This window comes from Acinetobacter terrae, assembly GCF_002135195.1.
In the GTDB taxonomy this organism is placed as follows: domain Bacteria; phylum Pseudomonadota; class Gammaproteobacteria; order Pseudomonadales; family Moraxellaceae; genus Acinetobacter; species Acinetobacter terrae.
Genome location: NZ_NEGF01000013.1, coordinates 52,448 through 75,143, shown reverse-complemented (window position 1 = coordinate 75,143; position 22,696 = coordinate 52,448). Strand labels below are relative to the sequence as shown.

At 40.9% G+C, this 22,696-nt stretch carries 22 protein-coding genes; 13 read left to right on the top strand and 9 right to left on the bottom strand.

Going from position 1 to position 22,696, the window contains the following annotated elements; translation table 11 throughout:
• The first annotated feature begins 100 nt into the window (after window positions 1-100).
• Window positions 101-2,716: a Lon protease family protein gene (locus B9T23_RS13535; protein WP_407640430.1), complete on the top strand. Its 2,616-nt coding sequence runs from the start codon at window positions 101-103 to the stop codon at window positions 2,714-2,716.
• Between the two features lie 82 nt (window positions 2,717-2,798).
• Here B9T23_RS13535 and grxD read toward each other — a convergent pair whose 3' ends face one another.
• The gene (gene grxD / locus B9T23_RS13530; RefSeq protein WP_067725102.1) at window positions 2,799-3,140 is read right to left on the bottom strand and encodes a Grx4 family monothiol glutaredoxin; all 342 of its coding nucleotides are present in this window, start codon (window positions 3,138-3,140) and stop codon (window positions 2,799-2,801) included.
• 162 nt (window positions 3,141-3,302) lie between these two features.
• On the opposite strand from grxD, the gene B9T23_RS13525 reads away from it, so the two are divergent.
• On the top strand, window positions 3,303-4,514 hold the full coding sequence (locus tag B9T23_RS13525) for an aspartate aminotransferase family protein (RefSeq protein ID WP_086194491.1): 1,212 nt from the start codon (window positions 3,303-3,305) through the stop codon (window positions 4,512-4,514).
• 62 nt (window positions 4,515-4,576) lie between these two features.
• Here B9T23_RS13525 and B9T23_RS13520 read toward each other — a convergent pair whose 3' ends face one another.
• The 3 genes from B9T23_RS13520 to surE all read right to left on the bottom strand — a co-directional run bounded on the left by B9T23_RS13520 (window position 4,577) and on the right by surE (window position 7,300).
• Window positions 4,577-5,506 (bottom strand): LysR family transcriptional regulator, encoded by a 930-nt coding sequence (locus B9T23_RS13520; protein ID WP_086194490.1) that lies wholly within the window; start codon window positions 5,504-5,506, stop codon window positions 4,577-4,579.
• Window positions 5,507-5,598: 92 nt separating this feature from the next.
• A complete protein-coding gene (locus B9T23_RS13515; protein WP_086194489.1) occupies window positions 5,599-6,414 on the bottom strand; it encodes a peptidoglycan DD-metalloendopeptidase family protein in 816 nt (271 codons plus the stop codon).
• Window positions 6,415-6,529: 115 nt separating this feature from the next.
• Entirely contained in the window at window positions 6,530-7,300 is a 771-nt protein-coding gene (gene surE / locus B9T23_RS13510; RefSeq protein ID WP_086194488.1) for a 5'/3'-nucleotidase SurE, read from the bottom strand.
• A gap of 112 nt (window positions 7,301-7,412) precedes the next feature.
• On the opposite strand from surE, the gene B9T23_RS13505 reads away from it, so the two are divergent.
• The 11 genes from B9T23_RS13505 (at window position 7,413) to B9T23_RS13455 (ending at window position 16,921) form a co-directional block, all read left to right on the top strand.
• On the top strand, window positions 7,413-7,787 hold the full coding sequence (locus B9T23_RS13505) for an MCR_0457 family protein (RefSeq protein ID WP_086194487.1): 375 nt from the start codon (window positions 7,413-7,415) through the stop codon (window positions 7,785-7,787).
• Window positions 7,788-8,018: 231 nt separating this feature from the next.
• On the top strand, window positions 8,019-8,408 hold the full coding sequence (locus B9T23_RS13500) for an MCR_0457 family protein (RefSeq protein WP_086194486.1): 390 nt from the start codon (window positions 8,019-8,021) through the stop codon (window positions 8,406-8,408).
• A 115-nt stretch (window positions 8,409-8,523) separates the two neighbouring features.
• Window positions 8,524-9,672, top strand: a complete 1,149-nt coding sequence (dacC, locus tag B9T23_RS13495; protein ID WP_067725088.1) for a D-alanyl-D-alanine carboxypeptidase PBP5/6 — start codon at window positions 8,524-8,526, stop codon at window positions 9,670-9,672.
• Window positions 9,673-9,786: 114 nt separating this feature from the next.
• Window positions 9,787-10,317, top strand: a complete 531-nt coding sequence (locus B9T23_RS13490; protein WP_086194485.1) for a gamma carbonic anhydrase family protein — start codon at window positions 9,787-9,789, stop codon at window positions 10,315-10,317.
• Window positions 10,318-10,568: 251 nt separating this feature from the next.
• Window positions 10,569-11,644, top strand: a protein-coding gene (locus B9T23_RS13485) for an IS3 family transposase (RefSeq protein WP_143222527.1) whose coding sequence is annotated in 2 segments (ribosomal slippage) — window positions 10,569-10,821 and window positions 10,821-11,644 — 1,077 coding nt in all. Because the reading frame shifts where the segments join, the coding sequence is not laid out codon by codon here.
• A gap of 44 nt (window positions 11,645-11,688) precedes the next feature.
• On the top strand, window positions 11,689-12,273 hold the full coding sequence (locus B9T23_RS13480) for a hypothetical protein (protein WP_143222526.1): 585 nt from the start codon (window positions 11,689-11,691) through the stop codon (window positions 12,271-12,273).
• A gap of 78 nt (window positions 12,274-12,351) precedes the next feature.
• A complete protein-coding gene (locus B9T23_RS13475) occupies window positions 12,352-12,837 on the top strand; it encodes an NUDIX hydrolase (protein ID WP_086194484.1) in 486 nt (161 codons plus the stop codon).
• A gap of 4 nt (window positions 12,838-12,841) precedes the next feature.
• Complete coding sequence (gene mnmA, locus B9T23_RS13470) at window positions 12,842-13,975, top strand: tRNA 2-thiouridine(34) synthase MnmA (RefSeq protein ID WP_086194552.1); 1,134 nt, start codon at window positions 12,842-12,844, stop codon at window positions 13,973-13,975.
• Window positions 13,976-13,990: 15 nt separating this feature from the next.
• The gene (gene hflD, locus B9T23_RS13465; RefSeq protein ID WP_086194483.1) at window positions 13,991-14,722 is read left to right on the top strand and encodes a high frequency lysogenization protein HflD; all 732 of its coding nucleotides are present in this window, start codon (window positions 13,991-13,993) and stop codon (window positions 14,720-14,722) included.
• Window positions 14,723-14,776: 54 nt separating this feature from the next.
• Window positions 14,777-16,165, top strand: a complete 1,389-nt coding sequence (gene purB / locus B9T23_RS13460) for an adenylosuccinate lyase (protein ID WP_086194482.1) — start codon at window positions 14,777-14,779, stop codon at window positions 16,163-16,165.
• Between the two features lie 81 nt (window positions 16,166-16,246).
• Complete coding sequence (locus B9T23_RS13455) at window positions 16,247-16,921, top strand: DUF2238 domain-containing protein (RefSeq protein ID WP_086194481.1); 675 nt, start codon at window positions 16,247-16,249, stop codon at window positions 16,919-16,921.
• Here the strand turns inward: B9T23_RS13455 and B9T23_RS13450 are convergent.
• From B9T23_RS13450 to pstC, 5 genes are all read right to left on the bottom strand, one after another.
• Window positions 16,877-17,494: a cytochrome b/b6 domain-containing protein gene (locus B9T23_RS13450; protein ID WP_086194480.1), complete on the bottom strand. Its 618-nt coding sequence runs from the start codon at window positions 17,492-17,494 to the stop codon at window positions 16,877-16,879. The two genes, B9T23_RS13455 and B9T23_RS13450, sit on opposite strands and share 45 nt — an antisense overlap.
• A 125-nt stretch (window positions 17,495-17,619) precedes the next feature.
• A complete protein-coding gene (sohB, locus tag B9T23_RS13445) occupies window positions 17,620-18,582 on the bottom strand; it encodes a protease SohB (protein WP_067725075.1) in 963 nt (320 codons plus the stop codon).
• A 305-nt stretch (window positions 18,583-18,887) separates the two neighbouring features.
• Window positions 18,888-19,814, bottom strand: a complete 927-nt coding sequence (pstB, locus tag B9T23_RS13440; protein ID WP_067725073.1) for a phosphate ABC transporter ATP-binding protein PstB — start codon at window positions 19,812-19,814, stop codon at window positions 18,888-18,890.
• Window positions 19,815-19,827: 13 nt separating this feature from the next.
• Complete coding sequence (gene pstA / locus B9T23_RS13435) at window positions 19,828-21,219, bottom strand: phosphate ABC transporter permease PstA (RefSeq protein WP_086194479.1); 1,392 nt, start codon at window positions 21,217-21,219, stop codon at window positions 19,828-19,830.
• The gene (gene pstC, locus B9T23_RS13430; protein ID WP_086194478.1) at window positions 21,216-22,595 is read right to left on the bottom strand and encodes a phosphate ABC transporter permease subunit PstC; all 1,380 of its coding nucleotides are present in this window, start codon (window positions 22,593-22,595) and stop codon (window positions 21,216-21,218) included. The genes pstA and pstC overlap by 4 nt, the downstream gene beginning before the upstream one ends.
• Window positions 22,596-22,696: the final 101 nt, after the last annotated feature.

Below are 22,696 nucleotides of genomic sequence, written 5' to 3'. Positions count from 1 at the left end.
ATCATGTCCGCTTGAATTTTTCAAACAAACCTGTATACCTTTAAATCTCTACCGCAATATTTCGTTTTGGATTTTCACAGTGACCCAAAGACTCGAGCAAATGAACTCTTCTTTATCCGCCAATATTATCAGCAACATTGAACTACCGAGCCAAAACATTTTAACTTCAGCATTTGAACAACCAGAAATACAAAGCACTTTAGAAAAAACCAAACTGAAATCTGAACAACTGACGCATATTCCTAATTACGATAAAATTCCTGCGTCAACGCGTCGACTGAAACCCCTGAATAATTTTCTGGGGCAAGATCGCGCGCGTGCCTCTGTAGAAGCAGGTATTGCTTTACCTTATTCAGGCTATAACATTTTTGCTGTGGGTACGGCGGGCCTCGGCAAACGCACGATGATTAAGCGTTTATTGCAACAACACGCCAAAACAATGCCGACACCAAACGACTGGGTTTACGTCAATAACTTCAAACTGCCGCGTCAACCGATTGCGCTAGAGCTTCCATCGGGTCAAGCAGCTAAGTTTCAAACGTTGTTGCATCAGACTTGGCAAACTATCTTAAAACAATTAGAACGTCGTTTTACCGCAGAAATTTATCACAATCGAATTGAACTGATTCGCCAGCAAATTGCGGATGAACAACAGCAAGCGTTGATTGAACTCACCAAAGAAGGTGAAGCGCTGGATTTGAAATTAATTACACGTCATGAAGAACATTGTTTTGTTCCGGTTCATTTCATTGATGATTCCCCTCAAGAAATGACCTCAGAGGAAATTAATGCGCTAAACAGCAAAGAACGTGCTGAAATTTCAACCAACATGCGTTACATGGACAAAAAACTGGAACGCTTAGGCTTGCATTTAGGCGATTTGGAAGATGATGCACGCGACAAAGTACAAAGCTTGAATCGTGATATCGCAAAACAAGTGGTGATGCCGCGTATCGAGCAAATCCTGAATAAATTTGGTGAAGTCGAAGGCTTAAAAGACTATCTCAAATATTATGCCGAAGACATTATTAACAATGTCGAAATCGTGCTTGAGCAAGAAGAAGATGACTTTACTCCAGGTCTATTTAGCCGCGTGCCTGCACGTTATCAAGCCAATATCATTGTTTCATACAAGCCAAATTCTGGCGCACCGGTCATTTTTGAAGATTTCCCAACGCATTACAATTTATTGGGTCATGTCGAACAGCTTACTCAAAATGGCACCATTACCACTGACTTCACCCTGATTCGCCCAGGTACATTACATAAAGCCAATGGCGGCTTTTTAATGCTCGAAGCTGAGCAACTGCTCGAACAGCCTTATGCATGGCAAGGGTTAAAACGCGCCTTAAAATCAGGGCAGCTGAAATTATCTTCACTGGAACACATGCTGACTTTAACCGGCAGTATTTCGATTGAACCTCAAGCTATTCCATTGAATTTAAAAGTGGTTTTACTTGCAGAACCTGAAGTTTATTATGAAATACTAGAAGTTGAACCAGAACTGGGTAGTGTATTTAAAATTCGCGCTGACTTTACAGATACATTACAACGTAATGACAGTAATGAGCAGGCGTATATGCAGCTGATTGCCGATTATGTGCAAGCAGACAAATTATTGCCTTTTGACCGTTCTGCTTTAGCTGCATTACTGACCGATTCAAGTCGTCAAGCTGAAGACCAAAGTTCATTGTCATTACATGCTTTGACTTTGGGTGATTTGATTCGCGAGGCACATCATCATGCGGAAAAATCAGGTGACAAAATCGTTACCGACAAGCATATCAATACCGCGCTCGATCATCGTAAGTACCGCCTAGGTTATTTACGTGAATTGTATTGGGAAGATTTGTCTCGTGGCACACAGCTCATTGAAACCAAAGGTCATCGTTTAGGACAGATCAATGCCCTCTCTGTGATTCAGTATGCAGATGTTGAATTTGGTTTGCCTTCACGTTTAACCGCTTCAGTTTATCAAGGTGGTGGAGATATTCTGGATATTGAGCGCAGTGTGGAACTCGGTGGCTCCTTACATGCCAAAGGTGTGTTATTGATGTCGAGTTTCTTAAAGGCACATTTTGGTCGTGAACAGATTCTACATTTCTCTGCTGCCCTCGCCTTTGAACAAAGCTATGGTCAGGTAGATGGTGACAGTGCAACTGTGGCGGAACTTTCTGCATTATTGTCTGCGATTAGCCAACTGCCAATTGACCAGTCTTGGGCAATTACGGGTTCAATGAATCAGCTCGGTCAAGTACAACCGATTGGCGGTGTAAATGCAAAAATTGAAGGCTTCTTCGATGCTTGTAAATTACAAGGTTTAACCGGCAAACAAGGTGTGATTATTCCACGCCAAAACATGCAACATTTGATGTTGCGACACGATGTCATTGAAGCGGTTGAAAAAGGTCAATTTCATATTCATGCCATTCAAACCATCGACCAGGCTTTAGAAATTCTCATGGCTCGCCCTGTCGGCACTCTAAATAAGAAAGGTCGCTATAGCAAAAATTCAATTTATGCTGCGGTTATGGAGCAACTTGAATATTGGCAAGCCATTGAAGATGGTGCAGCCTTTGAGGAAGAGACCAAGAAAAAGAAAAAAAAGAAAAAAAAGTCCAAGAAAAAGCTGAAAGAAGAAGCGGAAAAACAACCTTTTCCTGCTGATGTAGTCGAATCTAAAGACAGCAGCAAGAATAAGGCAGAAGTAGAGTAATCTGCTTCTTTAAAAATCCTTAATTAAAAACAAGCATTAAAAAAGCGCCACAAGGCGCTTTTTTAATCACTTCGCAACTGAATTAAGCTTCAGGTGCTGGGCTATGCTGTTCTACCAAAGATTTTAATTCACCTTTTTGGAACATATCAAGCATGATATCGCTACCACCAATTAATTCGCCATTGATCCACAATTGTGGAAATGTAGGCCAATTTGCAATTTGCGGTAAAGTTGCGCGAATGTCTTGGTTTTCCAAAATGTTTACATAAGCAAATGGACGACCAATTTGACTGAGTGCTTCTACCGCACGTGCAGAGAAACCACATTGTGGGAATTGCGGCGTACCTTTCATATAAAGAAGTACTGCATGTTTAGCAATTTGGTCACGAATTAACGCTTCAGTGTCGCGTGCTTGTTCAGTCATTGATAAATCCTCAACTAATCTGCCTCGCATTATACCCAAAACTTAACAAAACAGTATGACTAAAGCAATATTTCCATTTTTATTTACATTTGGGCTTTTATTCTGTAGCAGTTTTTGCTTATATAAACTTTTATTTTCCCACCTAACAGATAAGAGTTAGTCATGAATAACATTACCCTTGCTCCGGTGCAATCTGATCAACCTTCACACTTGATGCCAGTATTTGGCCGTCAGCCGATCAGCTTTGTTCGCGGTCGAGGTTCTTATCTTTATACAGAAGATGGCACTGAATATTTTGATGCACTTACAGGTATTGCTGTATGTGGTCTAGGTCATGCTCATCCTGTTATTGCTGAAGCCATTGCTGATCAAGCGGCAACTCTCATTCACACCAGCAACTTGTTTGAAGTGCCTTGGCAAACTGCTGCAGCACAAAAACTTGCTGAAGTTTCAGGCATGGAAGAAATTTTCTTCTCGAACAGTGGTGCAGAGTCCAATGAAGGTGCAATTAAAATTGCCCGTAAATTTGGATCAATGCAAGGTATTGCCAGTCCAAAAATCATTGTTGCTGATCGTTCTTTCCATGGTCGCACCATGGCGACCCTTGCTGCAACCGGAAATAAAAAAGTTCAAGAAGGTTTTGGACCACTGGTTGAAGGTTTTATTCGCGTACCGTTTGGTGATATTGAAGCCATTGAAGAAGCAGCAATTAATCACCCGGACATCGTGGCGATTTTTGTTGAACCGATTCAAGGTGAAGGCGGTGTAAATACCGCACCTCAAGGTTTTAGCTACCTCGAAGAAATTCGTCAAATCTGTAACCAACATAACTGGTTGATGATGCTTGATGAAGTTCAAACAGGTAATGGCCGTACCGGTAAATACTTTGCTTACCAGCATACCAACATTGTTCCAGATGTTTTAACCACTGCAAAAGGTTTGGGTAACGGCTTCCCGATTGGTGCCGTGATGACTCAGGGTCGTGGTGTAGGTGTATTGACTGCTGGCAGCCATGGTTCAACCTATAGTGGTACAGCATTAGGTTCACGTGTTGTTTATACCGTGATTGATCTTATTCAAAAAGAAAATCTGGTTGAAAATGCTGCAAAAATGGGAAGCTATATCGTTGATCAACTGGCTCAACAGCTGAGCGAGCAAAACGTGACAGTCCGTGGATTCGGTCTAATGATTGGTATTGAATTACCGAAAGAATGTGGTGAACTGGTGAATATTGCCCGTGATGAATATCATTTAATTATTAATGTTACAGCGGGTTCTGTTGTTCGCCTACTTCCTACTTTAAACATTACTCAAGAACAAGCCGATCAATTGATTTCTCGTCTTGTAAAAATGATTAAAGCCTTTTTAGCTTAATTCTTTAATCGTTCAAAAACGAAAAGCCGCTTATAGCGGCTTTTTTTCATACTCATCGGCTTTTATGAAGCTTCTTGATAAATTCTACCACCGGGTAATTGGCAGAAATATTGTTTTAATGCCTCTAAACAACGATGAATTTTCATCGGCTGTTGTTCATGTTTTGAAATAATCGCATACAAGGTAAAACTTGGTAACTTCCACTCCGGTAAAACTTCAACCAAAGCGCCATTTACTAAATCTTTTTGTGCATCTAAATATAAAATTCGAGCGATCCCATGTCCCTGCTGACATAATGCTTTGGCAACCAAGACATTATTTGAGGTCAATCTCGAACGCATCTCCAAACTAATGTCTTCATTTGTCACACCATGCTGGAATGACAAATATTGATAATTTTTGATCACATTCATTGGAATTAAATCATGATGCTTTAAATCCTCAGGACGTGAAATAGGTGTCGACTGATTCAAATAACTCGGTGAAGCCACTAGAACCTGCTCAACTCGAGCAAGCGGCACCACATGCAAATTACTATCTTCAATTTTTGAACTTATGCGTAGCGCAATATCAATACGACCTTCAATCAGGTCAATATATTGATTGTCAGCTTCTACATGAACTGCCAAACCTCGATGAGCAGACATCCAATGTGACAATGCTGGAATGACATGATTTGCAGCTAATTCTGGCGTAGTTGCAATACGTAAATCGCCAACAAGATCATCACGCAGCTCATTAATTCGTATTTTTCCGCGCTCTGCAGCAGCGAGCATCTCTTGACAGCTGTGGAAAAAAGCTTGTCCCGCTTCAGTTAAACTCAACTTTCTGGTAGAACGATGTAAAAGTGTAACTTCCATCTCATGTTCTAAAGAACGAATTTGCTGACTTACAGCACTGGTGGTGATACCTAAATTGCGGGCTGCACCACTGAACGAGTTTTTTTCGACAACGCAAGCAAAAACACCCATTGCCCGAAGTTGATCTAACATAAATTTCCCTCTGAACTTATGAGATGCTTTATCTTTCGATAAAAGCAACTCATTGTATTATACGGTGAAATTTAAGTAATGCATTAATTTATTTAATTAATCGGTAATACCTTAGTCGGATCAATAGGCTTGCCGTCCAGACGAACCTGGAATTCAAGCATAGTACGGGTTGTACCTGATGAACCCATTTCTGCAATCTTTTGCCCTGCCGTCACATTTTCTCCACTTTTCACGTTCATTTTACTGTTATGTGCATAGGCTGAAATGTAACCATTAATATGCTTAATCAGAATCAAATTACCATATTCTTTTAAGCCGTCTGCTGCATAAACCACTTGTCCATCTGCTGCTGCATAAATGGCGTCACCCACATTGCCTGTATAGCGAATCCCTTTAATATTATTGGCTAAATTAAAGTTTTGCAGCACAGACCCATTGCTTGGTTTGACCCAACGTAACGCAGATGCTTTAGAAGATGCCACAGGTGCAGTTGGAACATTGGCTACAACTGGTGCAGTGGTTTTCGCTGGAGTAGTTGGAAGTTGAACGGTTTGACGTTGAATCGGTGCAGCTTGTGTCACAGCTTGCGTCGTGGTGGTACGACGTGAACCAGAATCTTTTAAACGTAAAGACTGTCCAACATAAATGCGATACGGCGGTGTTATGTCATTCATATCAGCAACGCTGGTATAAGCTAAGCCATAACGTGCGGCAATCCCACTTAAAGTATCTCCAGATCGAACGGTATAGTAGTCTGGTGCAGCTGCATAACGGGTTGCATTATGAATTTGTGGTTTTGAAGCACAGCCACTCAAAATGACAGTGGAAATAACAGCTGTAGACAACACAATGGTTTTCAGCAAGGCTGAAGGCACAGCAAATAAGCGATATTGTGACACCACGTGCATTAATCTTCCTCTCTACATACAAATGTATTTATTGATTTGCGCCAAGATTAGCAAAAAAATATAAAAAAAATTATTTCAATTCTACATTTTCACAAAGTTATAACACTACTTGCAACTATTTGGAAAACTGTGCATGTAATGTGCTCAAAATGTCATAATTTGTAGCATCCATTTGAATCGGCGTGATGCTGACATAGCCATTTGCCACGGCAAAAAAATCCGACTCTATTTCAGTCAGGCCTTTTTTAGGCTCCGCAACTGCCTCACCTGACAGACCAATCCAATAAACTTGACGACCCCGTGGGTCTACATGACTGGTGATCGGTTTGGATTGACTGCGTCTACCCTGATAGGTAATTTTTGAACCTTGTAATTCGGGTACATCAGGAATATTGACATTAAAGATGTGACGTGGAGGTAAAACGGGCAAACCCGACGCAATAAAATCATGCACCCATTGTGCAGCAACCGCATAATCTTTCGGGTGCTCATATGAACGAACATTTTGCCCTGCCATAGAGACCGCAATTGCAGGCTGTTTCATTAGACGACCTTCAAAAGCTGCACCAACGGTTCCAGAATAAAGAACATCATCGCCTAAATTGGCGCCACTATTAATACCACTGACCACCAGATCAAATTCAAAATCAAATAAACCATTCATAGACAGATACACGCAATCTGCCGGTGTGCCATTGACTGCCCAAACATCGGGAGAAATTTGAATGGGACGTAAAGGTCGATCTAGAGTTAAGGCACTGGAATAACCACTGCGCTCACTTTCAGGTGCAACAATAACAACACGTCCTAAAGGAGCTAAAGCATGCGCAAGCGCTTGGATACCGGGAGCAAAAACACCATCATCATTGGCAATTAATATATTCACTTAAAAATCTCGTAACGGTTTGGAAAATGACTGGTCAGAACATTTGATTGAATAAGATAAAGAATTATATATATTTAACCCTCGACATCCATTCAAAATGTGTGACTAAAAAATGATTACAACGATCTCATTTCGTAGCTTATTGGGTTTAGGTTTTGCAGCATTCTTATCACAAGCTGTTTTAGCCGATGAAGGCTTAACTCAAGCAGAAGCCAATACCATTATTAAAGAAGACATTGCTTCGACTCAAGTTATGGCTGAAGTATGCCCTGCAATTGTGGGTAAAAATGCAAAATTTGATCACAATATTCATCAGCTCATTCAGTCTTACCTGCAAGACTATTCAGATAAATCAATGAGTTATGATAAAATTCAAGCAGATACAGAATATAAGTCTGTTCTTGATGAAGCGCGCCAAGCTGCAAAAGAAACCAGTAAAGATGAACAAAAATCAGTTTGTGATGACGTGGTAAATTACGACGCATAATTCACAACAGATCATCTATCTAGAATACTCAACTTATCGAGCATTCTATAAATGGGCATGCAGATTATCCACCTTCATGCCCTTTTTTTTATAAAATAAATATAAGTCAAATTTCATTCATTAATTCTTCAATTTTCAACAGCTTCAATACATTTGTGTACTTACAATTACTAAAAATATCGTTAAGCTTATTTATATTGTTATATTTTTAAATAATTTAGGTCTGCTTAAATGAAATCATCCATGTTCAAATCTCTTTCTTTAGGTCTATTGACCACTGCTGTAATGTCACTTTCAGTGACTCACGCAGCAAAACAACAAGACGAAAATATTGAAGTCACACCGATTCAAAAAGTGACCCAACAAGAACTTGCTGCCATTTATGTGCTGTCAGAAGTCTGCCCAAGTCTGGTGAAAGATGATGCGCAGTTTTCGAGAGGATATTCTAAACTTGCGCAGGAATATTTACCCCAGGAAAAAGATGCTGTTTCCGCTTTATCCAAGCTCAGCAAAGAGAAAAAATTTAAATCAATTTTAGCCGAAGCGCGTACTGATGCGAAAAAAGCCGGCGACTCAAAAAACAAAGAAATTTGCCAAGAACTGACGACTTATAATAATTAACACAAATTGGTTACAATACTTTTGAAATAAGCCGATTTCCCCATAGAAGTCGGCCTAGCTTTATCCTAGAATGCTAGGCTCTTTGTGCCTTATTCACGTATTGGAACCACCTAGAATGACCAGAAAAAGCGCCCTTGCTGCCTTATTACTTTTACCTAGTTTCACATACGCAGCAACTGTCTTATCTGCACCACCAGAACTCAATAATAAATCTTATGTTTTGATGGACTATGAGACGGGGCAAATCCTCGCAGCAAAAAATGAAAATGAAAAATTAGCCCCTGCTTCAATGACCAAGATGATGACCAGTTACATCATCGAACAGAAGTTGTTGAGCGGTGATCTCACGGAAGATGAAAAAGTTCGTATGAACGAATCGGCATGGTGTCGTGGCAGTAGCACGGAATCATGTATGTATGTACCGCTTAACGGTACTGCAACAGCATTGGAAATGCTGCGCGGGATTATCATCCAGTCAGGTAATGATGCTTCTAAAGCCATGGCAGAACATATTGCCGGGAATGAAGGCACTTTTGCCCACATGATGAATGAAGAAGCAAAACGTATCGGCATGACCAATACCAGCTTTATCAATTCAACAGGTATGCCAGCTGAAGGTCACTACTCGACTGCAAAAGATATGGCGACGCTTGCGCAACATATCATTCATGACAGTTCAAAGTATTACCCGATCTACTCTGAAAAAGAATTTGCTTTTAACGGCATTAAACAAGGTAACCGTAACGCATTGCTTTATACCGACCCAAGTGTAGATGGCTTAAAAACCGGTCATACTGACGAAGCCGGTTACTGTTTAACCACTTCTGCTAAACGCGGTCCACTGCGTTTAATTTCAGTGATTTTTGGTGCGCCAAGCATGAACGAGCGCGCATCTCAAACACGTGAAATCTTGGCTTGGGGTTATGCAAACTTTGAAACCGTTAAAGTACAACCTGCAAATCAAGTTTTAGCGAAAGCGAAAGTTTGGTACGGTAAAGACAATGACGTACAAATTGGTTTAGCTGAAAACTTCAATGTGACCATGCAGAAAGGTCAGGCAAATGCGATCAAAACCCAATTGGTTGTTCAACCAAAACTCACTGCGCCACTTAAAAAAGGTCAAGTGATTGGTAAATTGGTAGCCAGCATTGATGGTAAAGTCATTTCAGAAAAACCACTTGTTGCACTTCAAGATGTTGAAGAAGCAGGTTTCTTTGCAAAAATGATGGATCACATCAAACAATTCTTTAGCAATTTGTTCTAATTAAACTTAAATTTTAATTAAGCCTTAAACTAAAGATAAAGCACGCATACTTCGGTATGGGTGCTTTTTTATTTTATAATGACTACATAATACCATTGCCACTGAATACGCATGATGAAAAAGAATATTCGCCCTTATTTAGATCACCATCCTAAAATTGATGCTACTTGCTACATTGATGAAATGTCCGTGGTGATTGGTGACGTGACTTTGGCTGAAAATGTATCTGTGTGGCCTTTTGCTGTCATTCGTGGTGATGTGAATCATATTCATATTGGTAAAAACAGTAATGTGCAAGATCATGCCATGTTGCATGTGAGTCATAAAAAAGCCGACAAGCCTGAAGGTTCACCACTTATTATTGGCGAAGATGTCACCATTGGTCATCACGTAAAACTACATGGCTGCACCATTGGTAATCGTGTATTGGTTGGCATCAGCAGCATTGTTTTAGATGATGTGATTATTGAAGATGATGTGATGATTGGAGCAGGCTCTTTAGTTCCACCACGTAAACGTCTTGAAAGTGGTTATTTATATGTAGGCAGTCCGGTACAAAAAGTCCGTCCTTTGACCGATAAAGAAAAAGAATTTTTGCCTTATTCAGCAAGGCATTATGTGAAGGTGGCAGGAAATTATAAATAATGACTTTCCTCCATTATTTATATAATCTTATTTCGTAAACTACTTATGATTTCTAAAAGTATTTGAACTTAACGAGAATACACTCCTATGAGGATTTATGCATAAGGAAATTGAAAAGTACGTGGGACTATACCTCTTAGTTTATGTAATCATTTTATCTATCTGTGGTTTCTTTCAATAGGTAATCCCCCCTGAAAATAATAGGACCTAAAAGTAGAATTTTCTCTTAAAGTATAGGCAGGAGATTCTGCATGAAAACATCTAAATTTACTGACAGTCAGATCATGTCCATTTTGAAACAGGCGGAGTCTGGCACACCTGTAGCTGCCCTTTGTCGTGAACACGGTATGAGTAATGCGACCTTCTATAAATGGCGTGCTAAATATGGCGGTATGGATACATCATTAATGGCAAGACTCAAAGAACTGGAAGCAGAAAATACCAGACTTAAAAAGATGTATGCTGAGGAACGCTTAAAGGCAGAGATCATTCAGGAAGCGATGGAAAAAAAGTGGTGAGGCCATCTTGCCGACGTAAGATGGCACAACGGGCAGTTACCCACTATGCCATTAGCATTCGTTTGGCTTGCAGAACTTTTAGTATCAGTGAAACCTGCTACCGTTATCAGTCCAAGTTAAACGATGACAATGCATTAATTGCAGAACAGCTCATTGAGCTCACTGAAGAAAATACAGATTGGGGCTTTGGTCTGTGTTTCTCTTATCTACGTCATGTTGAAAACCATGTTTGGAATCATAAGCGTGTTTATCGCATTTACTGTGAGTTAGCACTGAATCTGCGCATTAAACCGAGAAGAAGACTAAAACGGCATGCACCAGAACCACTGAAAGAGCCGATCCGAGCAAATCAGGTCTGGTCACTGGATTTTATGCATGACCAGCTTTCTGATGGTCGTAAGTACCGGCTATTGAATGTAATTGATGATTACCGTCGAGAAGGTTTGGCTATTGAAGCAGGATTCTCATTACCCACAATCAGGGTTGTTCGCACATTGAATCAGTTATTGGAATGGCGAGAAAAACCGTTAGTTATTCGGTGTGACAATGGCCCGGAATTTATCAGTCACGAATTTGTACGCTGGGCAACTGAACAAGGTATTCGTATTGAATATATTCAACCAGGTAAACCACAGCAGAATGCGTATATTGAACGCTATAATCGAACCATACGTTATAGTTGGCTGAGCAAACATTTATTTGATACTTTGGATGAAGTACAAGATTATGCAACAAACTGGCTGTGGCATTACAACCATGAAAGACCACACCAAGCAAACAAAGGAAGGCCACCTCTAATGGCTGCTTAACCTCTACTTTTAACTTCGGTTATTTATGGGAGGATTACCATTGCATGGCAGTTTGCCAAGGAAAGTCTTTAGCATGTGCTTTTGATATGAAAGGGATTAACTCAATTATCACAACTACGGCTTATGTATTAACCCCAATTGTTGCAATTATTGGATTTGTTTCATGGAAGGTCCAATACAATATTCAGTTAGAAAAAAATGATTTAAAAAAAGTATTAGAGGCGATTATAGTATTAAAAGAAAATATTCAATATTTTGATATACATTTAAATGATCTCTACCTAGAGATAGGTAAAAATAGAATAAATAGCTTTGAAGTACTCTTGCCTCATTATCTAGAAGATAAAAATGAACTAATCCAAAAAAGACGAGAGTTATCAATCAACACTCTAAGATATTATTCGTCTATAGATTTGTACTCCCACAATCTACCTGAGAAAAAAATTGATTTAATCTATGACCTTAATAATAGTTATATTCGCTTACTAGACAATATGTGTGACTATTTCGAAAAGAATAATGTTCAAAATTTCCTCCATTTCTTCCAAAATTTTCATAGCGTATCAAATGATCTCACTAAAGAAATCAAAGAACAAATTGAAATTCTAAAAGATAGTTTAAAACTATAAGTTATATCCTCCAAATTCAACATAGCCACCACGCTCTAAATTTTGTAGAATAGCCCTTTTATTCCTTGGTGCTTTTCAATGACCGCTTGGACTGCTCACGTTACTGTTGCAACTGTTGTTGAAAAAGACGGAAAATTTCTGTTTGTTGAAGAACATACAGAAGGTGTCACACACACCGTATTCAACCAGCCTGCAGGTCATGTCGAATGTGGTGAAACCCTCATTCAAGCGGCTGTTCGTGAAACCATGGAAGAAACTGGGCATGATGTCGAAATCGAATCATTGCTTGGCATATATACCTATACTCCTCCAATGTTTCCCGACCGTACTTACTATCGTTTTTGCTTCTTGACACGTGATGTTCAATATCATCCAGATGCCAAGCTCGATACAGATATAGTGGGCACAGTCTGGATGACCTTGGATGAGTTAAAAGAATCTGCACGAGCACGTAGTCCCTTAGTGATTAAAGCCGTGGAAGATGCATTATCTGGTCAAAAATATCCTTTATCGCTCGTTTATGAGCACAAAAATTCTCCCTTAATTTCAACTTTGGATGCTTAATCCTATGCAACAACGTGTCATCGTCGGTATGTCTGGTGGTGTAGATTCTTCTGTTTCTGCTGCACTTCTTCTTCAACAAGGATATCAAGTTGAAGGACTTTTCATGAAAAACTGGGAAGAAGATGACGGCACGGAATATTGCACGGCGATGGAAGACCTTGCCGATGCGCAAGCCGTCTGCGACAAAATTGGCATCAAACTGCATACAGCCAACTTTGCCATGGAATATTGGGATCGTGTATTCGAGCATTTTTTAGCGGAATACGCTGCCAGTCGCACACCAAATCCAGATATCTTATGTAATAAAGAAATCAAATTCCGTGCCTTTCTGGATCATGCGATTAACCTGGGTGCAAATTTTATTGCAACAGGTCATTACTGCCGTCGCGGTGAAACCATGACCAACTCGCGTGGTGAAGAATACGCACCTTTATTACGCGGCTTTGACCAAAATAAAGATCAAACTTATTTCTTACATGCTGTACATGGTCGTGAAATTAACAAGACTTTGTTCCCTGTGGGTGAAATTGAAAAACCTGAAGTTCGTAGAATTGCAGAAGAGCTAGGTTTAGCCACAGCCAAGAAAAAAGATTCAACCGGCATTTGCTTTATTGGCGAACGTCGTTTTAATGACTTCTTAAAACAGTATTTGCCTGCCCAAGCTGGAAAAATTTATCTAGATACAGGTAAAGAGGTTGGTGAACATCACGGCTTAATGTACTATACGCTCGGTCAACGTGGCGGCATCGGCTTGGGTGGTCTTAAAGGCGAATCTGAAGGTGCATGGTTTGTTCTTTATAAAGATATTGAAAACAACCGCCTCGTCATTGGTCAGGGTCATGAACATCCACTGATGCAAAGTACTATACTTTGGAGTGAAGCGATTGACTGGGTAGCGGGTGAACAAGAGATTCCAGAGACGGGTTTCCGTTGCACTGCGAAAACGCGTTATCGCCAACCCGATCAAGGCTGTGTGATTTATAAAGATACCGATATGCCAAATGGCGTACGTGTTGAATTTGACGAACCGCAACGTGCGGTGACTCCAGGACAAAGTGTAGTGTTCTACGCAGATGAAGTTTGTTTAGGTGGCGGTGTGATTCATCATACCAATGCACCAAAACCTGATTTTATTTAAAAGGAAGCGATAGGCATGGCTGAGTTACCCTTTCAACAGCCTCAAACTTTGAATATACGCCAAAACCGTGCTTTGGCGTTGGCAGCTGTGTTTCAATCGACACAGCTGACCCATATGACCGCCATGTCGGGACAGCAGAGTATTGGTGAAAGTGGTAGTTTCTATTTAGAACAACTCATCAAAGCCAGCCTGAATATCCGTCCAACCGCCAATGAATCCTGCCAAACCTTAGATTTTTTTAATCAACTTGCTGACATTTCCCTCGGTTTAAAAACGTTAGAAAGTAGTATTAACCAACCGTTTAACACCTCGCCCAAATCTCGTTTACCCAAACTCTCTAGCGCCAAGTTGCCGATGAGCTATGCCATGGCCTTGTTACAGTTAGAGAAAAAAGTTTATAGCAATCCAAAATTCGTTGAAATTATTCAACAGTCTCAGCAGAAAATTCTGAAACAACTGTCGTTCTTCGATAATAATTATCTACATCCCAGCATTATTGCCAACCTTGCCCAAGCCTATATTGAAACCGCGGGACAAATTAATCCGCGCATTATGGTCAAAGGTAATGCCCAAGCGTTTAAAGATACTTCTCATACCAATCGTATTCGCGCTTCCCTGTTTACTGGCCTGCAACTGGCGCACTTATGGCGTCAGATGGGCGGCAGTTCATGGGGTATGATTTTCAGTAAGCGCAAGCTGCTCCAAGATATTCAAGATCTTGCCCGTTTACAGTATCAGGTAGTTTAACTGATGCTGTGCGGGCTTTGTTTTACGTTTAATTCCAATGTTTAAGGAATCGCTATGAACGCTTTAACCGCACTTTCTCCATTAGATGGACGCTACGCGAGCAAATGTGATGCTCTACGTCCTTTCCTCTCTGAGTTTGGTTTAATCCATGCTCGTGTGACTGTTGAAGTGCGCTGGTTACAAGCGCTTGCAAACCGTCCTGAAATCACTGAAGTTCCGGCTTTTTCAGCAGCAACCAACGCTGCTTTAGATGCTATTGTGGCTGATTTCTCTGAAGATGATGCAAACCGCATTAAAGATATTGAACGTACTACTAACCACGATGTGAAAGCGGTTGAATACTTTCTTAAAGAAAAAATTGCACACATTGATGAATTGAAAGATGCTGGTGAATTCATTCACTTTGCATGTACTTCTGAAGACATCAACAACTTGTCTCACGCTTTAATGCTTAAAAATGGTCGTGATGTTCTGGTTGCTTCTATGCAAAGCATCATCGACTCAATTGCGACTTTGGCTGAAACTCACGCTGAACAACCAATGCTGTCTCGTACGCATGGTCAAACTGCTAGCCCAACCACTTTGGGTAAAGAAATGGCAAACGTGGCTTACCGCCTTGCACGCCAAATCAAACAATTTAACCATGTTGAATTACTGGGTAAAATCAATGGCGCTGTAGGTAACTACAATGCACATTATTCAGCGTATCCAGAAATTAACTGGCCTGCTCATTCGCAAGCTTTTGTTGAATCTTTAGGTTTAGCTTTCAACCCGTACACCACTCAAATTGAACCACATGATTACATGGCGGAACTTTTTGATGCGCTTCGTCGTTTCAACACTATCTTGATCGACTTTAACCGTGACGTTTGGGGTTATATCTCTTTAGGTTTCTTCAAACAACGTTTGAAAGAAGGTGAAGTTGGTTCTTCAACTATGCCGCATAAAGTAAACCCGATTGACTTCGAAAACTCTGAAGGTAACTTGGGCTTGGCCAATGCAGTATTGGCTCACTTGGGTGAAAAACTTCCGATTTCTCGCTGGCAGCGTGACTTAACTGACTCTACTGTTCTTCGTAACATGGGTGTTGGTTTTGCACAAAGCTTGATTGCTTTTGAAGCTTGCTTAAAAGGTATTGGCAAATTAGAGCTTAACGCTGCGCGTATTGCGGAAGACTTAGACCATGCTCAAGAAGTACTGGCTGAACCAATTCAAACAGTTATGCGTCGTTACAACGTAGAAAAACCATACGAAAAATTAAAAGCCCTGACTCGTGGTCAAGCAATGACTCGCGAAATGATGGTAGATTTCGTAAATGGTAATGAACTTGAAGCTGTTCCTGCTGCGGATCGTGCACGTTTGGCTGAGATGACACCTGCAACGTATACAGGTAATGCAGCTGAGCAAGCAAAACAAATTAAAGAGTTAATTGCTAAAATCTAATTAAATTTTAGTCAGAAAAAGCGAAGCTTCGGCTTCGCTTTTTTATTATAATTCCACTACTTTATAGTCGAAAACAATAAGATGATTGAATACGAATTCACCTTAAAACACTGGCTTGGTTTAGGTTTTATAACCATTGCCATAGTGATCGCAAGTATTCGTCCTTTAGAATTTGAAGCATATATACTGCATCAGCTCGGCACAATATTTATGCTCGCTGCCTTGTTGTTTACCCAAAAGAAAATCGGCTTAAGTTTTTACAGTTTTTCGCTCTATCTTATTTTTTTACTGATTCATATTGTGGGAGCACATTATCTGTATTCCTATGTGCCCTATAACGAATGGCTAATTCAGCTGTTCAGTTTTGACCTCAATCAATCGATGGGCTGGTCACGCAATATGTATGACCGTTTAGTGCATCTTGCCTGTGGTGTACTGCTCTACCCCGTGCTACTGCGACTGTTTCATGTATGGCTGCCTGAAGCTAAACCCTTCACGCTGTTTTTATTGGTGGTCCAGTTTATCATGGCCACCAGTTTAATTTATGAATGGCTTGAATGGCTGATTGCAATTGGTTTATCACCTGAAGATGCTGAAAACTACAACGGCCAGCAAGGCGATGTCTGGGATGCACATATGGATATGCTGCTTGCAACACTCGGGGCTGCAAGCTACGGTCTGCTTCATCTGTGCTGGTGTCAGTATAAAAGCCTAGCTAAAGTACCACAACCAGAAAGCGACCAACACGCTCAGTGACAGAACTAAAGTAAACAGGGTGAACCATGAATGCGATTCTGCCCCCCAAAACATACGCTTTGCCAGCCATTTTTCAAGCAGAACACTATTCAGTGTCAGTGCTGCCAAGTGTAGCAATACACTCGCTAAAAACAGATTGGCAAATAACTCATGCACTTCTTTTAAACTGTGGCTATGCGTATAGTCTGTTAAAAATCCTGCCAGCACAGTTAAAGGCACCAAGCAAAAAATACCCAGTATGCTTAGCTGAAACAAGCTGGAACTGGCTGCTTTTAAAAATGTTGGGGAAAGCCATTGCTGGGGTTGCACCCAATAGCGCTGTACAAATGGCTTGATCACATGAAATCGACGGTTCACTCCCGAAGGCTGAGTATGGGCAAGTCGAGGAGCAAAAAATTGCCATAAAACTCTTAAAATCAGGCTAATACCAAGTGTATAGCCAAATGCCATATGCACTTGATGCCATTTTTCTGCATCCCCCGTGAGATAAGCCCCACTAAAGCTCAAGATGATGACGATATGCAGAAATCGAATCAGTAAATCTGTAGAAGATATTGTTGGGTTCCGGGTCATAAAAAACCTTGGTTGACTGTATTTTAGTTGCAGCATAGCAGCTCAAGCTGAGCTGAATATTAAGATACAGTCAAAAAAATGGCGCTCATTAGAGCGCCATTTTAAAATCAGAAGATCACTTTAAATTAAAGTTTTGGATCACGCAGTTGAATAACATTCGCACTTGCTTTTGACAATGTTTCCATCACTTTATTCATCACTGCAGGCACTAAACCATCTGCCATTTGTGCAGCTTGCAAGCCCAGCTTTTCACCCAAAGTTGGTTTACGACGCATATCAAGCACATACACATCATGCTGTGTCAATAAACCGAGTAGATATTCATCTGAAGTTTGCAGTTTGTCGACTAGGTTTAATTCAAGCGCATCTTTTCCATACCAGTGCTCGCCTGTTGCGACTTTTTCAACATTCAATTGTGGACGGTATTTTTCAACAAAATGCTTGAACAACTCATGGGTTTGTTGCAATTCTTCTTCAAATTTCGCTTTACCTTCAGCGGTATTTTCGCCAAACATAGTTACGGTACGTTTAAACTCACCTGCTGTATAAAGCTCAAAATCGATATGCTTGTCTTTCAATAAACGGTTGAAGTTGGGCACTTGAGCAACCACACCAATTGAACCCACAACGGCAAATGGCGCAGAAACAATTTCGTTGGCAATACACGCCATCATATAACCGCCACTTGCTGCAACCTTATCCACACAAATCGTCAGGTTAAAACCGGCATCACGCAGACGCACCAGTTGTGCAGCCGCTAGACCGTAGCCATGCACCATACCCCCCGGGCTTTCCAGGCGAACAACCACACGGTCACGCCCTGCTTTTGCTGTCGCTAAAATAAGCGTAATTTCTTCACGTAAACTTTCTACTGCAGATGCAGCGGTATCACCCTTAAAATCGAGCACATAAATTTTTTGATTATTCTTTTTACGTAACTTGGCTTCTTTTGAAAGCTGTTGAGTGAGTTGCAACAGTTCAAATCTAGATGCTGTGGCTTGCGCAATTTTTTTACGTTGTTCATTTACGCGCGCATTTAAATGGCTAATTCGAATTTCAGCCGGCAATTTAGGGTTATGGAATAACATATAAAATGATTTCTCTAATTGTATGTGCAGTTATCTTTAACATGAGGTCAAAACATTGAAAATTCAATATGAATTTTATAAATCATCCAATTGCAGAGATTCTTTTCATTTAAGCGCTTCATACCTTGAGTCATTTTCTCAGCATAAAACCACATGTCTAAAGATAATAATCGGATAAAAAATAAAGGTTAAATGATTACTAGCTGAACACGTTGTATTCCATTTTTAGACAAAAATATTTGATTAAAAAATTGATGATTCAATAAAAAAGAGCCTTTCGGCTCTTTTTCTATACCATCACTTCATTAACCAAAACGACCGGTAATATAAGCTTCAGTCAATTGATGATCTGGCTGAGTGAATACTTTCTCTGTCGCATTCACTTCAATCAAATCACCCAAGTGAAAGTATGCAGTACGATCCGATACACGCGCAGCCTGTTGCATTGAGTGTGTCACAATGGCAATGGTGTATTGCGTCGAAAGTTCTGAAATCAGCTCTTCAATTTTTGCCGTAGCAATTGGATCCAGTGCTGAACATGGTTCGTCCATCAAAATCACTTCCGGGCTAACTGCAATAGTACGTGCAATACACAAGCGCTGTTGCTGACCGCCGGAAAGACCCGTACCCGGTTGGTTTAAACGGTCTTTGACTTCATCCCAAAGACCAGCTTTGTGCAAGCTGTTTTCAACAATTTCTTCAAGGTCGTATTTGTCACGTGCCAAACCGTGAAGTTTTGGACCATAAGCCACGTTATCGAAAATTGATTTCGGGAATGGATTTGGTTTCTGGAACACCATGCCGACTTGAGCGCGAAGTAATACCACGTCCAGGTTTGGATCATAGATATCCTGGTTATCTAGCATTACTTTACCCGTCACGCGACACGAATCAATGGTGTCATTCATACGGTTTAAAGTACGTAGAAAAGTCGATTTACCACAACCAGATGGACCAATAAAAGCAATCACTTCATTTTCGTAGATATTGATATCAATACCTTTAATGGCTTCTGCTTCACCATAGTAAACATGTACATCCGTAGTGCTTATTTTAACATTGGATGTTTCATTTTCTTTTTTAGCCGAAGGATGGGTATCAAATTGCGAAACAAATGAAGTCCCTTGACGTTTTTTATCTACTTCGGGTGAGGTAAATTGTTTCTGATCTTGATTCACGGATTCATCCTGCTCTAAGGAATTTGTTTTTGACATCGCTGTTACAGTATTCATATATTGCCCTTTCTTACCAGCGCACTTCAAATTTCTTACGTAACCAGATTGCCAGACTATTTAAGCCCACCATCATTGCAAGTAAGACAATAATTGCGGCAGCGGTACGTCCTTCGAAGAAGTTACGTAATTCATTGCCCTGCCATAAGAAAATTTGTACCGGTAATGCTGTTGATTGATCCAAGGGGGAAGCTGGAACACTCGCAACAAAGGCACTCATACCAATCAGGAGCAGCGGTGCTGTTTCACCTAAGGCTTGTGCCACACCAATAATCGCACCAGTTAAGATACCCGGTATCGCAAGTGGCAATACATGGTGAAATACCGTTTGTACTCGAGAAGCACCTAAACCCAATGCCGCCTGACGAATTGATGGCGGTACAGCTTTAAGCGATGCACGCGTCGTAATAATCACAGTCGGGAGTGTCATCAGACTGAGTACCAAACCACCGACCAAAGGCGCAGAAATGGGTAACTGCATCCAGCCAATAAAAATGGCAGCACCCAACAGACCAAACACGATGGATGGTACGGCTGCAAGGTTATTGATATTCACTTCCACGACATCAGTAATGAAATTTTTCGGTGCAAACTCTTCCAGATAAATGGCAGATGCCACCCCGATTGGAATCGAGATAAAAATCACGATCAGCATCATAAACAATGAGCCCATGAATGCGCCGGCCAAACCAGAAGTTGCCGGAGAACTTCGCGAGTCTGGATTGGTGAAAATATTGGTATTAAAGGTATTTTCAAGCACACCTTTGGCTTTTAAATCATCAGCCAGTTGACGAACTTCTGGGCTTAATTGCTGCTGATCATCAGGTAATGAGCGATCAATATTACCTGCTAACCATACATCAACATTGGCATCAGCCAAAATATTTAAATCTTTCTTTTGACCAATCAATGCTGGATCTGCAAGTACCAGATCACGTATACGGTACGCTTCTGAACTGGTATACAGACTTCCAAGCTCATCGCGTTTAGACGCAATACTTGGGTCTTTTGCAATTAATCCATTCACGATTAAAGCATCCCAATCAACCATCCCCATTTCAGTTTGCCAAGCGATAAAGCGCTCTTGAAAATGGGCAGGAGATTCGCCTGCTTTTTTGATAGGCTTCGCGCCAGCAGTAATTACCGTCGGGTCAAAATAGACTGGAACCGTCATACTGGTTTGCCAAAATGCCGGTAAGCCCTTTGCCAGAATACTTCCGAATAGCAGTACCACAAAGAACAGACCGGTAATGACTGCAGAGAAGCCGAATATACGAAACATTTTTTCTTTGCGATGACGCTTTGCCAAAGAATTACTAATTCTTTGTTTACGTTTTTCGCGCAATTCAGCAGAAACGCGTGGATCACGTGCCTGATCCATGGAAGATGTATTAGAAGTACTCATTCGTATTGCTCGCGATATTTACGCACGATAAACAGTGCAACGATGTTCAAACCTAAAGTAATCACAAACAAGGTTAAACCCAATGCAAATGCCACCAATGCTTGTGGGCTGGCAAAGTCGGTATCACCTGTAAGTTGATTGACGATAGTAATGGTCACGGTCGAAATCGCTTCCAGCGGATTGGCATGCAGTAACGGACTATTCCCTGCGGCCAGAACCACGATCATGGTTTCACCAATCGCACGAGATGCTGCAAGTAAAAATGCACCAATAATACCCGGCAAGGCTGCAGGTAACACCACCTGACGTATCGTTTCAGACTTGGTTGCACCGAGTCCTAAAGAGCCATCACGTAGCGCGCGAGGCACCTGGGTAATAATGTCATCTGATAGTGAAGAGACGAATGGAATAATCATAATCCCCATCACGAAACCTGCGGTTAAGGCACTGGTGGCATTAATCTCTAGCCCAATACTTGCTCCAAGCATTTTAAAGAATGGGCCAATAATCATCAGTGCAAACACACCGTACACAATGGTCGGAATGCCGGCTAAAACCTCAATCGCGGGTTTAGCCCAAGAGCGAAAGCCAGAGGATGCATATTCAGCCAAATAGATTGCAATCATCAAACCGACTGGTACTGCGACTAATAAAGCGATACCACTGACCATCAGTGTGCCCCACAGCAGCGGCAACAGGCCATAACTTCCTTCAGCATTTCCTGATGTACTAAAACCCGGATTCCATTCTGTACCAAAAAAGAAATCGAGTGGACTGACGAAGTTAAAGAAGCGCATGGCTTCACTAAACATCGACATCACAATCCCTATGGTGGTTAAAATTGCTACACCAGAACATAAGGCTAAAGCGATATTAATGGTTTTTTCGACCTGATTACGTGCACGATATTGTTGAGCTACACGTTTTTTTGCCAAAACCAGACCCGCTAAAGCGGTACAGATCACCACTGCCAATTTAGCAAAAGAACTAATCGTTTCAATTCTGGATAATTGTTGTGCTGCCGCAATTTCATAGGCTGCGGCTTGATCACTCACGCCAAAGCCAGAGGCAATCGCCTGAACACGGTCAATCACAACTTCCATGCCAGATTGATCTAATGTTGCCGCAATATTTGCAGGTACATTATCTAAAATCACATGTCGTAAAATATTCGGTTCGACAATATTCCAAACCAGTAAAATTAAAAAAGCAGGGATACCACACCATAAAGCCACCAACGCACCGTAATATCCAGGACGAGAGTGCAACTTCGCAGAGTTATTTCCCTTACCTGCCAGGCTACGGCTTTTAGATAACCCGATTTGATAGGCTACGGCAATCAATGCCAATAACACACCTATGAGTAGCAGATTCATGTATTCTCCGGCATTTTTTCAATTTTCATGCTTTGAAAAAACCTTGTCTTTGCAAAAAAGCCGATGCTAGAAATTATCTAGCACCAGCTCGTTCATCCTAA

Coding starts and splice junctions, on each gene's coding strand:
- B9T23_RS13490 (WP_086194485.1), top strand. CDS start 9,787: ATGAAAAAGAATATTCGCCCTTATTTAGATCACCATCCTAAAATTGAT.
- B9T23_RS13480 (WP_143222526.1), top strand. CDS start 11,689: ATGGCAGTTTGCCAAGGAAAGTCTTTAGCATGTGCTTTTGATATGAAA.
- B9T23_RS13505 (WP_086194487.1), top strand. CDS start 7,413: ATGATTACAACGATCTCATTTCGTAGCTTATTGGGTTTAGGTTTTGCA.
- B9T23_RS13455 (WP_086194481.1), top strand. CDS start 16,247: ATGATTGAATACGAATTCACCTTAAAACACTGGCTTGGTTTAGGTTTT.
- B9T23_RS13500 (WP_086194486.1), top strand. CDS start 8,019: ATGAAATCATCCATGTTCAAATCTCTTTCTTTAGGTCTATTGACCACT.
- mnmA (WP_086194552.1), top strand. CDS start 12,842: ATGCAACAACGTGTCATCGTCGGTATGTCTGGTGGTGTAGATTCTTCT.
- B9T23_RS13515 (WP_086194489.1), bottom strand. CDS start 6,414: ATGCACGTGGTGTCACAATATCGCTTATTTGCTGTGCCTTCAGCCTTG.
- B9T23_RS13535 (WP_407640430.1), top strand. CDS start 101: ATGAACTCTTCTTTATCCGCCAATATTATCAGCAACATTGAACTACCG.
- B9T23_RS13520 (WP_086194490.1), bottom strand. CDS start 5,506: ATGTTAGATCAACTTCGGGCAATGGGTGTTTTTGCTTGCGTTGTCGAA.
- pstA (WP_086194479.1), bottom strand. CDS start 21,219: ATGAGTACTTCTAATACATCTTCCATGGATCAGGCACGTGATCCACGC.
- pstC (WP_086194478.1), bottom strand. CDS start 22,595: ATGAATCTGCTACTCATAGGTGTGTTATTGGCATTGATTGCCGTAGCC.
- B9T23_RS13450 (WP_086194480.1), bottom strand. CDS start 17,494: ATGACCCGGAACCCAACAATATCTTCTACAGATTTACTGATTCGATTT.
- dacC (WP_067725088.1), top strand. CDS start 8,524: ATGACCAGAAAAAGCGCCCTTGCTGCCTTATTACTTTTACCTAGTTTC.
- B9T23_RS13475 (WP_086194484.1), top strand. CDS start 12,352: ATGACCGCTTGGACTGCTCACGTTACTGTTGCAACTGTTGTTGAAAAA.
- grxD (WP_067725102.1), bottom strand. CDS start 3,140: ATGACTGAACAAGCACGCGACACTGAAGCGTTAATTCGTGACCAAATT.
- sohB (WP_067725075.1), bottom strand. CDS start 18,582: ATGTTATTCCATAACCCTAAATTGCCGGCTGAAATTCGAATTAGCCAT.
- purB (WP_086194482.1), top strand. CDS start 14,777: ATGAACGCTTTAACCGCACTTTCTCCATTAGATGGACGCTACGCGAGC.
- B9T23_RS13525 (WP_086194491.1), top strand. CDS start 3,303: ATGAATAACATTACCCTTGCTCCGGTGCAATCTGATCAACCTTCACAC.
- hflD (WP_086194483.1), top strand. CDS start 13,991: ATGGCTGAGTTACCCTTTCAACAGCCTCAAACTTTGAATATACGCCAA.
- pstB (WP_067725073.1), bottom strand. CDS start 19,814: ATGAATACTGTAACAGCGATGTCAAAAACAAATTCCTTAGAGCAGGAT.